12 protein-coding genes are annotated in these 13,107 nt (G+C 68.0%); 7 read left to right on the top strand and 5 right to left on the bottom strand.

Annotated features, from left to right (window positions below):
- Positions 1 to 10: 10 nt before the first annotated feature.
- Positions 11 to 499, top strand: coding sequence for a PleD family two-component system response regulator (locus D105_RS0104295; protein WP_018877607.1), 489 nt, complete (start codon positions 11 to 13; stop codon positions 497 to 499).
- An 18-nt stretch (positions 500 to 517) separates the two neighbouring features.
- Here the strand turns inward: D105_RS0104295 and D105_RS0104290 are convergent, their stop codons facing one another.
- The 4 genes from D105_RS0104290 to amrB all read right to left on the bottom strand — a co-directional run bounded on the left by D105_RS0104290 (position 518) and on the right by amrB (position 3,580).
- Positions 518 to 1,528: an adenosine deaminase gene (locus D105_RS0104290; RefSeq protein WP_018877606.1), complete on the bottom strand. Its 1,011-nt coding sequence runs from the start codon at positions 1,526 to 1,528 to the stop codon at positions 518 to 520.
- Between the two features lie 72 nt (positions 1,529 to 1,600).
- Positions 1,601 to 2,215: a rhomboid family intramembrane serine protease gene (locus D105_RS0104285; RefSeq protein WP_018866112.1), complete on the bottom strand. Its 615-nt coding sequence runs from the start codon at positions 2,213 to 2,215 to the stop codon at positions 1,601 to 1,603.
- Positions 2,205 to 2,783: an AmmeMemoRadiSam system protein A gene (gene amrA / locus D105_RS0104280; RefSeq protein ID WP_018866113.1), complete on the bottom strand. Its 579-nt coding sequence runs from the start codon at positions 2,781 to 2,783 to the stop codon at positions 2,205 to 2,207. The genes D105_RS0104285 and amrA overlap by 11 nt, the downstream gene beginning before the upstream one ends.
- Positions 2,780 to 3,580 carry an AmmeMemoRadiSam system protein B gene (amrB, locus tag D105_RS0104275; protein WP_018877605.1) on the bottom strand — a complete coding sequence of 267 codons (801 nt, stop codon included), beginning with the start codon at positions 3,578 to 3,580 and terminating at the stop codon, positions 2,780 to 2,782. Before amrB ends, amrA begins: the two co-directional genes overlap by 4 nt.
- 85 nt (positions 3,581 to 3,665) lie before the next feature.
- On the opposite strand from amrB, the gene amrS reads away from it, so the two are divergent.
- From amrS to D105_RS0104250, 5 genes are all read left to right on the top strand, one after another.
- Positions 3,666 to 4,772, top strand: a complete 1,107-nt coding sequence (gene amrS, locus D105_RS0104270) for an AmmeMemoRadiSam system radical SAM enzyme (RefSeq protein WP_018876368.1) — start codon at positions 3,666 to 3,668, stop codon at positions 4,770 to 4,772.
- A gap of 80 nt (positions 4,773 to 4,852) precedes the next feature.
- Positions 4,853 to 5,389, top strand: a complete 537-nt coding sequence (locus tag D105_RS0104265) for an Hsp20/alpha crystallin family protein (protein ID WP_026280301.1) — start codon at positions 4,853 to 4,855, stop codon at positions 5,387 to 5,389.
- 60 nt (positions 5,390 to 5,449) lie between these two features.
- Positions 5,450 to 6,481 (top strand): DUF2235 domain-containing protein, encoded by a 1,032-nt coding sequence (locus tag D105_RS0104260; protein WP_018877604.1) that lies wholly within the window; start codon positions 5,450 to 5,452, stop codon positions 6,479 to 6,481.
- 81 nt (positions 6,482 to 6,562) lie between these two features.
- A complete protein-coding gene (locus D105_RS0104255; RefSeq protein ID WP_018866118.1) occupies positions 6,563 to 6,943 on the top strand; it encodes a DUF2237 family protein in 381 nt (126 codons plus the stop codon).
- 158 nt (positions 6,944 to 7,101) lie between these two features.
- Positions 7,102 to 9,426: an HDOD domain-containing protein gene (locus D105_RS0104250; RefSeq protein ID WP_018876371.1), complete on the top strand. Its 2,325-nt coding sequence runs from the start codon at positions 7,102 to 7,104 to the stop codon at positions 9,424 to 9,426.
- Positions 9,427 to 9,447: 21 nt separating this feature from the next.
- Here D105_RS0104250 and D105_RS0104245 read toward each other — a convergent pair whose 3' ends face one another.
- Complete coding sequence (locus D105_RS0104245; protein WP_018877603.1) at positions 9,448 to 11,586, bottom strand: DUF1631 family protein; 2,139 nt, start codon at positions 11,584 to 11,586, stop codon at positions 9,448 to 9,450.
- A 202-nt stretch (positions 11,587 to 11,788) separates the two neighbouring features.
- On the opposite strand from D105_RS0104245, the gene D105_RS0104240 reads away from it, so the two are divergent.
- Positions 11,789 to 13,036: an HD-GYP domain-containing protein gene (locus D105_RS0104240; RefSeq protein WP_051075157.1), complete on the top strand. Its 1,248-nt coding sequence runs from the start codon at positions 11,789 to 11,791 to the stop codon at positions 13,034 to 13,036.
- Positions 13,037 to 13,107: the final 71 nt, after the last annotated feature.

Raw genomic sequence — 13,107 nt, 5'->3', positions numbered from 1 at the left:
GGAGTCCGGCATGAGCTATCTGCAGCGAATGGGGAGTCTGCTGCGTTTTGGCAAGGCCGGCGAACGGCGCAGGAAGGCCCGCCGGGAGGCCGCGCGCGGGCTGCGTGTGCTGGTGGTGGATGATTCGCGCACCGTGGTCGCACTGCTCTCCAGCATGCTCCGGCAAAACGAGATGGAGCCGGTGGGGGCCGGCGATGCCGAGCAGGCCCTGGCGCTGGCCCGCGAGAACCCGCCGGACCTGATCTTTCTCGACATCATCCTGCCCGGGATGACCGGGTTTGCCATGCTGCGTCAGCTGCGCCGGGACCCGGTGACCGCGAAGGTGCCGGTGATCATGATCAGCGGCAACGAGGACGCGGTGGAGCAGTTCTTCCTCGATCGCATCGGCTCCGATGACTTCATGAAGAAACCCTTCGGTCGCGGCGAGGTCTTCTCGCGGATCGAGCGCCTGGTGGAGCAGGGTCGCCTGCCGGCGCGTCCGCTCCGGTTTTCCGGCTAGAGAAGTCGTCGAGCGCCGTCAGTCCGCGAGACGGGCGCGCCAGGCGTCGATCTCGCCGTGCAGACGCTGCTGTGCTTCGGGTTCCAGGAACGCGGCGTCGACGGCGTTGCGCGCGAGGCGTTCCAGGTCGTCGGGACCCAGTTGCAGGGCCTGGGCGGTCGCACGGAAGTTTTCCCCCACATAGCCGCCGAAATAGGCCGGGTCGTCCGAATTGATGGTGACGCACAGCCCGGCGTCCATCAGGCGTTTCAGGTTGTGGTCTTCCAGGCGGTCGAAGACGCACAGCTTGATGTTGGACAGCGGACAGACCGTGAGCGGGATCCGGTCGCGGGCCAGCCGCTCCATCAGCGCCGGGTCCTGTTCGGCCTGTACCCCGTGGTCGATGCGTGCGACCTGCAGCCCGTCCAGTGCCTGCCAGATGTATTCCGGCGGGCCTTCCTCCCCCGCATGGGCCACCGCGGAGAAGCCCTCGGCGCGGGCCCGGTCGAACACGGCCTGAAAGCGCTCGGGCGGGTTGCCCAGCTCGGCCGAATCGAGGCCGACCGCATGGATGTGTTCGCGCCACGGCAGGGCCGTCTCCAGGGTCTCCATGGCCGCGTCCGCACTCAGATGACGCAGGAAGCAGAGGATCAGCCGGCTGGTAATGCCGAGTTCGCGCTCGCCATCGGCGAGCGCCCGGCGGATGCCGTCGATGACGGTCGCGAATGCCACGCCGCGCTCGGTGTGCGTCTGCGGGTCGAAGAAGATCTCGGTGTGGCGGACGTGATCCGCCTGGCAGCGTTCGAGGTAGGCCCAGGTCAGGTCGTAGAAGTCCTGCTCGGTCAGCAGCACGCGGGCGCCGGCGTAGTAGATGTCCAGGAAGGACTGCAGGTCGTGGAACTGGTAGGCCGCGCGCACGTCCTCGACCGAGGCGTACGGCAGCTCGACCCCGTTGCGCTCGGCCAGGGCGAACATCAGCTCGGGCTCCAGTGTGCCTTCGATGTGCAGGTGCAGCTCGACCTTGGGCAGGGTGGCGATGGCGTCTTGCATGGCGGGATCTCGTAGCGGCCGAAAGAAGGCACGCAGGCTAGGCGGACGCGGCGCTCCGGACAAGTATTGGGGTCAGCCGAGGGGCGCGAGCAGCTCGTGGAAGAACCGGGCCAGCAGGCCGGGCTCCAGCCAGAGCATGAAGGCCACGCCCCAGGCGCCACCCCATAGATGGGCGCTGTGGTTGATGTTGTCGCGATTCTGTCGCTGGGCGTAGAGCGAGTAGCCGATATAGACCGCGGCGAACACGATGGCCGGGACCGGGATGAAGAACACGAACAGCAGGGACCACGGCTGCAGCAGGATGTAGGCGAACAGCACCGCGGACACCGCACCCGAGGCCCCCAGGGAGCGGTAGCCGGGATCGCGCAGATGGCGCAGGTGGCTGGGCAGGCTGGCGAGCACGATGGCGGCCAGATAGAACAGGACGAAGCCACCCATGCCGATCTCGGGCACCAGCACGCGCTCCATGGCCATGCCGAAGAAGAACAGCGTGATCATGTTGAACGCGAGATGGGTGCCGTCGGCATGGATGAAGCCGTGGGTCACCAGGCGCCAGTACTGGCCGCGTTGCACCGACGGTGGGTGATGGATCATCGCCTGCAGCCAGCGCGGGTTCTGCCATGCCAGCAGCGAGATCACGACCGTGGCAATGACGATGTAAAGGGTGATGCTGGGTTCAAAGTTCACCGGCAAACTCCTGCGAGCTGTAGCGCCAGGCCTGGAGCCCCATTGTCCAGCCGTCATGCCCCAGCCCGGCCTTCTGCAGCAAGGCATCGAGGAAGGTCTCGGGATCGGGTAGCTGCTCCCACACCGCGGGCAGGAAGGTCGCCCGCCGCGTCCCGGCCTGGATGACCAGGCCATCGCGCCCGGGCTGCAACTGCTGCAGCAGGGCCTCTCGATGCGGGGCATCCACGGGGTGCGCGGCGCTTAGCAGGGTCACCGAATACTCGAGCCCGACGAGTTCCTCCGGGCGCAGGCGGGGAAAGCGCGGATCATGGAGGGCGGCGGCCCGGGCGTTGTGCTGGACATCCGTGGCCAGGGGGCGATGGGCCTCCAGGCTGCCGATACAGCCGCGCAGGGCATCCCCCCGCTTTAGGGTCACGAAGCTGGCGCCCGGGTCGGCAAGCGGGGCGGGCTCCTCCGCGAGCGCGATACCGTCGGCGGCATGGTCGTGCGCGGCCCGGTGGATGGCGTCCGCTGCGAGTTCCAGCAGGCGCTCACGCGCCGGCGCGGACAGTTCGATGACGGGCGTCATTGCAGCATCCACGCGCCGTAGCCGACCACCTGGTCGCGCGGGCCGGCGGTGTCGCCGGAGTTGCGCTGGTCCAGAGTGGTAATGGCGAGACCCCGCTGCCGCGCCAGACGCAACAGGCCCGCCAGCGGGCGGCAGCCGCAGGCCTGTTCCGGGCCCAGCGCGTGTTCGTCCAGGCGTTCGATCGCCCGGGTGGTGGCGGCATCCAGGCGGCTCGCCGTGGCGTAGTCATGGAAATGGGAGAGATCCGAGCTGACCACGACGAGGGTCTCCGGGCCGCCCCACAGGCGTTCCAGTACGTTCGCAACCTGTTCCGCGGGGGCATCCCCGACCACCAGCGGTACCAGCTCGAAGGACCCCAGGGCCACCTGCAGGAACGGCAGGTGCGCCTCCAGGCTGTGTTCCGGGGCGTGGGCGACGTCGAGTGCCTGGACGCCGGGCAGCCCCGCGATGGTGTCCAGAGCCTTGTGATCCACGGGGACGTCGCCCAGGGGGCTGCGGTAGGCCGTGACCGTGGTGGTCGCGATCCCGTGGAAGGGCACGCGATGCGACGGGCCCAGCAGCACCACGCGCCGGATGCGGCCCGCCAGCGGGCGGATGCGGGCATAAGCCGAGGCCGCCACCGGGCCGGAGTAGGGGTAGCCGGCGTGCGGGGCGATCAGGGCCTTGGGCGGCGCCGCGTCGGGTGCCGGCCGGACGGCATCCAGCAGCCGGGTGACCGTGGCCCGCAGCTCGGCGGGGTCGGCCGGGTAGAACTGTCCCGCGATAGCGGGCTCGCGGACGCGGAGCGGGGCGCTCATTGGAGGTCTCCGTCGGACATTATGTCGTTGAATATCGGGGTTTCGGCCTCATATTCAAGGGCATGAACCACGAGCCGGACCGGATATGAACGACACCCCTGAACATGACGCCTTCACGGTGGCCACGCGCTACTGGCACAGCCTGGAGGATGGCCGCGTGCAATGCGACCTGTGCCCGCGCTACTGCAAGCTGAAGCCCGGGCAGCGCGGGGCCTGCTTTGTCCGCGCCAACCTCGACGATGCCGTGGTGCTGACCAGCTACGGGCGCTCCTCCGGCTACTGTGTCGACCCGATCGAGAAGAAGCCGCTGAACCACTTCCTGCCGGGCAGCCCGGTGCTCTCGTTCGGTACGGCGGGCTGCAACCTGGCCTGCAAGTTCTGCCAGAACTGGGATATCAGCAAGTCGCGCGAGATCGACACCCTGGCGGACCGTGCCGATCCCGAGACCATCGCCCGCGCGGCCGAGGCGCTGGGTTGCCGCGCGGTGGCCTTCACCTACAACGACCCGGTGATCTTCCATGAATACGCCATCGACGTCGCGGCTGCCTGCCGTGCGCGGGGCATCCGCTCGGTGGCGGTCACCGCCGGTTACATCACCGAACAGGCTCGCGGCGAGTTCTTTGCCGCCATGGACGCGGCGAACGTGGATCTGAAGGCGTTCACCGAGCGCTTCTACCACAAGCTGACCGGGGCGCATCTGCAGCCGGTGCTCGACACCCTGGAGTGGCTGGTACACGAGACCGATACCTGGGTCGAGATCACCACGTTGCTGATCCCCGGCGAGAACGACAGCGACGCGGAGATTACGTCGATGGCGCAATGGATCCTGGAACATCTGGGGCCGGATGTGCCGCTGCACTTCACGGCCTTCCATCCGGATTTCAAGATGACGGAACACCGGCGCACGCCGATCGAGACCCTGCAGCGGGCACGCCGGATCGCGCGTGAGCAGGGCCTGCATCACGTGTACACCGGCAATGTGCACGATGCGGACGGCCAGAGCACCTGGTGTGCGGGGTGCGGGCAACGCCTGATCGGGCGCGACTGGTATGAACTGTCGGACTGGAATCTGACCGCCGATAGCTGTTGCAACGCCTGCGGGGCATCGGTCCCGGGTGTCTTCGAGTCCCGCCCCGGCACCTGGGGTGCCCGGCGGCAGTCGGTGCGGCTGGCCGACTTTCGAAGGGCTTGATTCACCGGGCTTGAAAAGTCCCTTTGGGCGACCTAGTTAATTCGCTAGACAGGGTTGGATTTCTACCGGAGGTGATGATCATGGACCTGCAAAAGCTGAAGCCGTGGAACTGGTTCAAGCGCGAGGAGGCGGCGAACCCGGAGGTGGTTCCGGCGCGTGGCGAGATGTCGGAGGTGCACATGCGTGATCCGCTGATGCGCATGCACCGGGAGATGGACCGGATGTTCGAGGACTTCTTCGGTGCCGCTCTCGGCGGGCGCGGGCGTGATACGGCCTCGCTGCTGCTCAAGCCCAGTGTGGATATTGCCGAGAGTCGCAAAGCCTACCGGATCACCGTCGAGGTGCCGGGCATCGAGGAGGACGCGATCGACCTGACGGTGGACGGCGATGACCTGATCATCTCCGGCGAGAAGCGCCAGGAGACCAAAGAAGAAGACCAGGGCTATCATCGGGTCGAGCGGGCCTACGGGCAGTTCCGCCGGATCCTCAGCCTGCCGGGGGATGCGGATGTCGATGCGATCCAGGCGCGGTTCAAAAACGGCGTGCTGACGATCGACATCCCCCGCCGTGCGGAGGACGCGCGGCCGGGAGTGCGCCGGATCGACATTGGCTCCTGATCAGTCGCAGGCTCCACGGCGGCTGCGGTCGTCATTACGAACAGGATGGGAGGCGGGCGGATGACACGACGGATCGTGATTTGCGCGGACGGGACCTGGAATCGCCCCGAGGAGGACGTCGAGTCGGACGTGCCGACCAACGTGCTGCGTCTGGCGCGGGCCATCGCGCCCGCCGATGCCAGTGGTGACCCCCAGCAGGTCTTCTACGACTGGGGTGTCGGGGCGTACTACGCGAAGGTAACGGGCGGCGTGACCGGGCGGGGCATCCACAAGAACATCCAGGATGCCTATCGCTACATCGTCCAGAACTACGACCCCGGCAGCGAGATCTTTCTGTTCGGCTTCAGTCGCGGTGCCTACACCGTGCGCAGCCTGTGCGGGCTGATCAACAACTGCGGCATCCTGAGGCGCCCGGACGCGCGCCTGATCGAACAGGCCTTCCGTCACTACAAGAAGACCGCGGCCAGCCATGCGCCGGAGGGGGCGGCCTCGCGCGAGTTCCGGGCGGCGTATGCGCATCCCTCGCGGGAGATCCGCTTTGTCGGCGTCTGGGATACGGTGGGCGCCCTGGGCATCCCGTTCTCCCTGCTGGGGCTGTTCGACCGCACCGACGAATTCTACGACACCAAATTGGGTCCGAACGTGCGCATCGCGCGGCATGCGATGGCGATCGACGAGACCCGCGCCGACTTCGAGCCGACCCTGTGGGAGCCGCGCCCGGGGCTGGACCTCAAACAGGTCTGGTTCAGCGGGGTGCACGCCGATGTGGGGGGCGGCTATGCCCCGGATGCCGACGGGCGCCTGGCGTCCGAGGCGCCGCTCGCATGGATGATCGACCAGGCGCGGGCGGCCGGCCTGCGGGTGGAGCCGCACCTGGTCGATGCCCTGCGGCCCGATCCGCTGGCCCCGCTGCATCGTTCACGGCGGCACATCTATCGCCTGCGCCGCCGCCATCGGCGTCCATTGCACCAGCCGGGGTATCCGACGGAACTGCATCCCAGCGTCCTCGATCGGTACCAGCGGGATCCCGACTATCGGCCCGAGAATCTGCGGAACCACCTGGTGGAATGGGGCTGGCCCGATGCCGACTGAATTCCCGCGGGCCGAGTAGTCGCTCGCATGGGGCGGGGGGGTGTCCGTTATGCTGTAGGGACCATGAACGGGGAGTTTTCCATGCAGCCTTTTCCCTCCAAGAATGTGTTTGGCGGGGCGCTCGAGCCCTGCGGCCGGGACCCGGTGACCGGCTTTTATCGCGACGGCCGTTGCGCCACGGGCTATGACGACCAGGGCATGCACACCGTGTGTGCCGAGGTCACGCGCGAGTTCCTGGATTTTTCCCTGGCGCAGGGGAATGATCTGATGACACCGGTACCGGAGTTCGGCTTCCCCGGCCTGGAGGCAGGGGATCGCTGGTGCCTGTGTGCCGCGCGCTGGCTGGAGGCCTACCGGGCGGGGGCGGCGCCCGGGGTGTTTCTGCGCGCCACGCACGAGGAGACCCTGGCGGTGATCCCGCTGGATATCCTGAAGGAACATGCGCGCGACCCGGCCGATTGAGCGGGGCAACCCTCCGCGGAATATCGGCGCAGGGCCGGGATGGGGCCGGCCCGCTGTAAATTAGGGAGAGATACGGATGGATCCGAGCATGCCGGGCGCGAGCAGGCGCCCTGGACAGGGGTGGGGTGCGGTCGGGGTTCGGGCGGATGGCTGAGCACATGGCGGTTCCCGAGATTGAACGCTTCCGCATTCTGCGGACGCTGGGTGCCAGTACCCGCGACGGGCTCTACGTGGCGCACGATCCGGTACTGGATCGGCAGGTCGCGATTCGCACGCTGACCCAGGCGGGCGCCGACGACCTCACCCGTCAGGCCCTGCTCGCGGACGCGCGTCGCCTGAGCCGCTTCCGGCATCCGAATATTGCGCCGATCTTCGAGGCGGGGAGCTACCCCCAGGGCGTCTACCTGGTGTTCGAGTACGTCGAGGGCGAGACCCTGGACCGGATCCTGGCCGGGGGCGCGCTGCCGATTGATCGTGGCCTGGCCCTGATGCGCGAGCTGCTGGACGCCGCGGCGGCGGCCCATGAGCAGGGCATCCTGCACGGGACCCTGCAGCCGGCCAACGTGACCGTGAACCCCGAGGGGCATGCACGCATCACCGGGCTGGGCATGGCGCTGCCCGACGCCGCGGCCCGTGGCGAGAGCCACCTGCCGGACACCCCCTACTACCTGGCCCCGGAACAGCTGGCAGGCGAAGCGGCCAGCGAACGCTCTGACGTCTTCTCGCTGGGGGCCCTGTTCTTCGAGATGCTGACGGGTGAACGCGCCTTTGGAGGCGAGGATCCGGAGGCGATCCGGCAGTCGATGCTGGCGGCGGGGCTGGAGCCACCATCCGGTCGTACCGGTAATGGCGACGAGCGCTTCGATGCCCTGATCCTGCGGGCGACCCGCCCCGATCCGGCGGAACGCTTTGCCTCGGCCCGAGAGTTTCGCGAGGCACTGGTGGCGGCCCTGGAGGGGGAAGGCTCGCAGGACGCCGGGTCGCAGGATTTCATCCTGCGCAAGATCCGGCGCAAGCCGGATTTTCCCGGGATCTCCAGCCACATCCGCGAGATTACCCAGTGTTCCGATGACACCATGAAGCGTTCGGTGGCGGAGCTGTCGAACGCGGTGCTGAAGGATTACGCCACCACCCAGAAGCTGCTGCGACTGGCCAACTCGCCCTTTTACAGCAACTTCGGCGGCAATATCCGGACGGTGTCGCGCGCGATCGTGCTGCTTGGTTTCGAGCAGGTGCGCACGGCCGCGCTCGGGCTGGTGCTGTTCGAAAACCTCAAGGGCGGCCGGCATTCCGGTCGCCTGATGGAGGCCCTGGTCGGCACGCTGTTCAGCGCTATGCTGGCGCGCGATCTGGCGGAGCAGGTTGGCGGGGTGGAGAGCGAGCAGGCCTTCGTCTGCGCGCTGTTCCACGATATCGGGCGCATGCTGGTGCTGTACTACCTGCCCGAGGAAGCGGACGAGATCCGCATCCGTGTGGGTCAGGGCACGGGGGAGGACAGTGCCGCCCGCCAGGTGCTGGGGATCTCCTACGAGGCGCTGGCGCGCAGCGTACTGGAGGACTGGAATTTCCCGCGCGAGCTGGTGGCATCGGTAGAGCGCGCTCCGTCCGGCATCCTGCCGGCGGCCCGGGATGCCGATCAGCGCCTGCATCGCATCGTGACCCTGGCCTCCGAGATGGGCCAGTGCATCACCCGCGCCGAGCGCGACCAGCAGGGGGCTTTGCTGACCGATCTGCGCCGGCGCTATGAACATGCCCTGGGCGTGGATGCGCGCGGCATGCAGCGGGCGATCCGCTCGGGACGCGAGCATATGGATCACTTCCTGGCGGTGGTCAAGCTGCCGCCGGAAGGTCGGGAACCGCTGAACCGCCTGAAGGCGAACCTGGGGGTACGCATTGATGACGGCGAAGCGGAGGCGCTGGAACCCGAGCCGGGAGCCGGGGATGCGCTCCCGCGGGCCGGGCAGGAGCCCGCCGTTCAGGCCGCGGCGCTGATGGAGGCCCTGACCGACATGCTGGACAGCATGGTCGGCGAGTTCGACCTGAACGCGCTGGTCCAGACGACGCTCGAGACGCTGTATCAGGCGCTGGGCCTGCGCCGGGTCATGCTGATGCTGGCGGACCGCGAGCACCGGGTCCTGGTGGCCCATACCGCGTTTGGTCAGGACGCGGAGACCCTGTCCGGTCGCTTGCGCCTGAGCGTAGCGGGCAAGGGCGACATCCTGTCCCTCGCCCTGGAGCAGCAGAAGGATCTGGTCATCAGCGACAGCCACGAGGCATCGATCAGCCGCTATATCCCCGACGAGTTCCGGCAGGCCCTGGATGCGCGCAGCTTCCTGTTGCTGCCCCTGGCGGTGCGGGATCGGTGTGTGGGATTGCTCTACCTGGAATTGCCGGAAGGCGTTTCGCTGGACCCGAGCGTGTTGCGGGCGCTGAAGGCGGTGCGCAACCAGCTGGCCCTGGCGATCCGCCAGGCGCGCGACTGACCGATCCGGCTGCGCGGGGGCTCAGCCCCCCGGGGCCTCGATAATGGCGTCCAGCGGGTTGTCCTCCGGCAGCGCGCGCATGCGGCCCTGGCGCAGCTCCTGGGCCACGCCCTGCAGGCTGTGGCGGCGGGCGTGCACGCCGTCGAGGGACAGGAAGAAGAAGCGCCGCGTCGTGTCGCCGCGCCAGATCAGGGCCAGGCGCCGCGGGTTCTCGCCGGCGTCGTCGCAGAATTCGAACCAGTCTCCGATGTCGAGCCCGATCGCGGCGAAGACGTGGTCGTCGTCGCGGTCCTGGTCCAGTGTCGGGTCGTCGTCCTCGTAGCGCACGGATTCGCGTGTCTGCAGCCGTGCCCGCGGGTCGAAGCGCTCGGCGTCCTCCGGGGCCCGCAGGCGGTAGAGGTGGGCCTTGCCCAGGTGCTGCACCAGGTCGCGGATGCGGTCGTCCCCCAGGCCTGCGGCGCGGGCGTGTTCCTTCGCCTCGGCCACCAGCGGATTCACCTCGGCGGCGGTGGCCATGTTGCAGATGTGGCGCACGACCTGGCGCAGCACGCGATGCAGGGCCTCCCCGGCCTCGCCGGCGTCGTGCTCCACGGCCAGCACGGTCTCCCAGGACTGGAAGATCTCCTCGGCGGTGGTCTCCGGGAGATCGGCCCCGGTCTCCAGCGCGGCCAGCGCCAGATTGCGCCGGGCCTGCTCGGCCCATTCCTCGGCGTTGGGCAGGTCGATCTGGGTGATCTGGCGGGCATGCCAGAGGGCGTCCTCGTTCTCCACGCTCTCGAGGAACTGGTTCATCAGCACCTCGGCGCTGTCGCGGTCGAGGCGGTCGGCCCGGTTGCGCAAGTATTCGATGGAACGCCGGATGCAGCCCAGGTAGCGTTCCACATCCTCGCTGTCGGGTTCCGACTCCGGATTGATGCGTATGGCGACGTTGATCAGGCTCCCGATCCACAGGCGCAAGGGGTGCGAGCGGTCGCGGAAAAAGCCGAGATCCCGGATGACGGCGGTGGCCAGCGGGTACTGCATCTCGCCGATCTCGGCGCGCACGGCCGGGTTGAACCCCACCTCGCGGAAGATGTGGTCGAACAGCCCCTGCAGCAGGTCGTGGATGAACGGCATCAGCGAAGCGCGCGGGTCCGGCTGATCGGAGGGCATGACGAAGGCCGTCATCGGGGCCGCGTTGCCGGAGCCCGCGGAGCCCGCCGCTTGCCCGCCGCCATGACCTTCGACCGGGCGAAACACCGGGGACTGCACCATGTTCGAGGCCCAGGCGGCCCACTGTGCCGGGTCGGCCTCGGTGTCGGGCATGCGCGCGGGTTCGTCGGCCTCGGCCTTGCGCGTGGAGGGCCGCCACCCGGAGGTCGTCGTGGCGGGGTCGGCGTCCGGTTCCGCGGAGGCGTCGGTATCGCGTGCGCCGGCGAGGCGTTTCCACGAGGCGTTGCGGCGAAGGGTTTCGCTGGACTCGGGGGCGGCCGGTGTCTCGGTGATCAGCCCGCAGTGTTCGATCGCCTCGACCACGAAGGCCAGGGTGGGGGCCGCGGTCTTCTGCATGCAGTCCAGGTAGGAGCGCATCAGGTCCAGGGTCATCTCGGTCTTGCCGAAGTACAGTTCGCCAATCTCGATCAGGCGCTCGTACCAGTGCAGCGGTGACCAGGGGGCCCAGTTGGGATGCTCGAAGCGGTCCTTTTCGCGCGCGGCCTGGGTGAACACGTAGTGCGAGTAGCGGTTGTTCTCGCGCATCGAGCCTTCCAGCTTGTGCCGCAGCGACCGCCGCGTGGACTGGTAGTCGTCGAGGATGCTGAGACCGTCGTCCTGATCCGCGAACGCGACCCCCGAGAACTCGTACTGCGGGGGGTAGTCGTGGCTGCGGAAGTCCTCCATCAGGGCGTCCTGGAAGTCCCGGGTCACGCGCTTCTCGAACATGCGGAAGTCATTCGCCCACAACAGGGGATTGCCCGTCACATTGCCCCAGGTGCGTCCGGCTTCCCATTCGTCGCGGGCCGTCGCCAGGCAGCGCTCCAGGTGTTCGATCACCCGCGGCACGACCATCTCGGCGAGCTGCTCTCGCTGCACGATCGACAGCCCGGCCATCCCGGTCCATTTGCCGGAGGCCTTGAGCGGCTGGCGGGAGGAGCCAAGGAGGGTGTCCTGGTCGGCTGGCATGGGGCACTCCGGCGTGGGGTCGTCGTCGCTGCGGGTCCATCCTCCCGCAAAACCGTGACGCGTGCACGGGTTCGGGGCGCCGAGCGTTAGCGATTCACGGCCGGCGCACTAACGGGCTGGCTTAGGTGGGGGGGGTGGTCTAGAAACAATACATAGGAGGCGAGTCGCGAGATCGCCGGATGATGACCGGAGTATTCCTGGCATGTCCTGGGGATTGATACAACAGGAGATTTCCGTTGAGGAGATTCGGGTTGGCATGTACGTGAGCCAGCTCGACCGCCCGTGGCGGGATACGCCGTACTGGGTCGAGGGCATTCTGATCCGCTCGCAGGAGGACATCGACGAGCTGGCCCGCCATTGTCGCCACGTGTTCGTGGACCGGGAGAAGAGTGCCCCGGAGTCGCTGACCCGACTTGCGCCCGCCACCCGCGAAGCGGCGCTGACCGAAGCCGTTCCCGGTCGCGCCGAGGCCGCCCAGTTTCGGGGAATGACCGTCTACCGCGATCAGTGCAGCGTGGACGAGGAACTCCCGGCCGCAAGCGAGGCCTGGGCCACGGCCGGTACCATTCTCGATCGCATCCGGACCGAGATGGAGCGCAATCCCGGGGTGCGCGTCGCGGCGGCGCGGGAGGCCTCGGAGGCGCTGCGCGAGAGCGTGGAGCGCAATCCCGATGCTCTGTTGTTGCTGGCCCGACTGCGCGATTCCGGCGATGTCCTGTACGACCATTCCCTGCGGGTGTCCGTGCATCTGCTGGCACTGGGACGGCACCTGGGACTGGACCGTGGCGAGCTGTCGATCCTGGGGCTGGGCGGGCTGTTGATGGATGTGGGCAAGATGCAGTTGTCCCCGGCCTTGCTGGAGCGGGGAAAGCGGCTGTCCCCCGACGAGCGCCGCGAGATGCAGCGGCACGTGGAGTACGGCGAGCAGATCCTGCAGCGCTCCCACGGCATCCCCGATAAGGTCTGCGATATCGTCCTTCAGCATCACGAGCGCGAGGACGGTCGCGGCTATCCGCGGGGGCTGGTGGCCAACGAGATCAGCGCCTGCGCGCGGATGGCGGCGATCGTGGACTCCTACGAGGAACTGCTGGCGGATCGGCGCCTGGCGGGAACGCCCTTCGAGGCGCTCAAGGAACTGCGCGAGCATGGCCGCTGGGGATTGAACTCGGCGCTGGTCGACCAGTTCACGCACTGCGTGGGGCTGTTCCCGGTGGGCAGTCTTGTGGAGCTGGACAGCGGCGAGGTCGCCATCGTCCTGAGCCACCGGCGGACCCAGCGCTTCATGCCTCGGGTCATGCGCATCCTGGATCCGCAGCGTCAGCCTTACCCCGATCCGCTGGAACTCGACCTCGGGTCGACGGACCCGGAATCCGAGGGTGCGCAACGGCAGATCGTGCGCGATTTGCCGGCCGGGGCCTACGGAGTCGATCCTGCACGCTATTATCTCTAGAAAAGACTGAAAAAACGTCCGGTTTGGTTACAAGCGGCGGCCGGCGTCCCAGTGCCAGGTGAGTGGTTCCT

It is taken from the genome of Thioalkalivibrio sp. ALE28, assembly GCF_000377425.1.
GTDB lineage: Bacteria > Pseudomonadota > Gammaproteobacteria > Ectothiorhodospirales > Ectothiorhodospiraceae > Thioalkalivibrio.
The sequence above is the reverse complement of the archived record's forward strand: the minus strand, read 5'-3'. Positions and strand labels throughout refer to the sequence as shown.

Excerpts from the sequence above, each read along its gene's own strand:
- D105_RS0104295 (WP_018877607.1), top strand. The coding sequence starts at position 11 with ATGAGCTATCTGCAGCGAATGGGGAGTCTGCTGCGTTTTGGCAAGGCC.
- D105_RS0104290 (WP_018877606.1), bottom strand. The coding sequence starts at position 1,528 with ATGCAAGACGCCATCGCCACCCTGCCCAAGGTCGAGCTGCACCTGCAC.
- amrA (WP_018866113.1), bottom strand. The coding sequence starts at position 2,783 with ATGACGCCCGTCATCGAACTGTCCGCGCCGGCGCGTGAGCGCCTGCTG.
- amrB (WP_018877605.1), bottom strand. The coding sequence starts at position 3,580 with ATGAGCGCCCCGCTCCGCGTCCGCGAGCCCGCTATCGCGGGACAGTTC.
- amrS (WP_018876368.1), top strand. The coding sequence starts at position 3,666 with ATGAACGACACCCCTGAACATGACGCCTTCACGGTGGCCACGCGCTAC.
- D105_RS0104265 (WP_026280301.1), top strand. The coding sequence starts at position 4,853 with ATGGACCTGCAAAAGCTGAAGCCGTGGAACTGGTTCAAGCGCGAGGAG.
- D105_RS0104260 (WP_018877604.1), top strand. The coding sequence starts at position 5,450 with ATGACACGACGGATCGTGATTTGCGCGGACGGGACCTGGAATCGCCCC.
- D105_RS0104255 (WP_018866118.1), top strand. The coding sequence starts at position 6,563 with ATGCAGCCTTTTCCCTCCAAGAATGTGTTTGGCGGGGCGCTCGAGCCC.
- D105_RS0104250 (WP_018876371.1), top strand. The coding sequence starts at position 7,102 with ATGGCGGTTCCCGAGATTGAACGCTTCCGCATTCTGCGGACGCTGGGT.
- D105_RS0104245 (WP_018877603.1), bottom strand. The coding sequence starts at position 11,586 with ATGCCAGCCGACCAGGACACCCTCCTTGGCTCCTCCCGCCAGCCGCTC.
- D105_RS0104240 (WP_051075157.1), top strand. The coding sequence starts at position 11,789 with ATGTCCTGGGGATTGATACAACAGGAGATTTCCGTTGAGGAGATTCGG.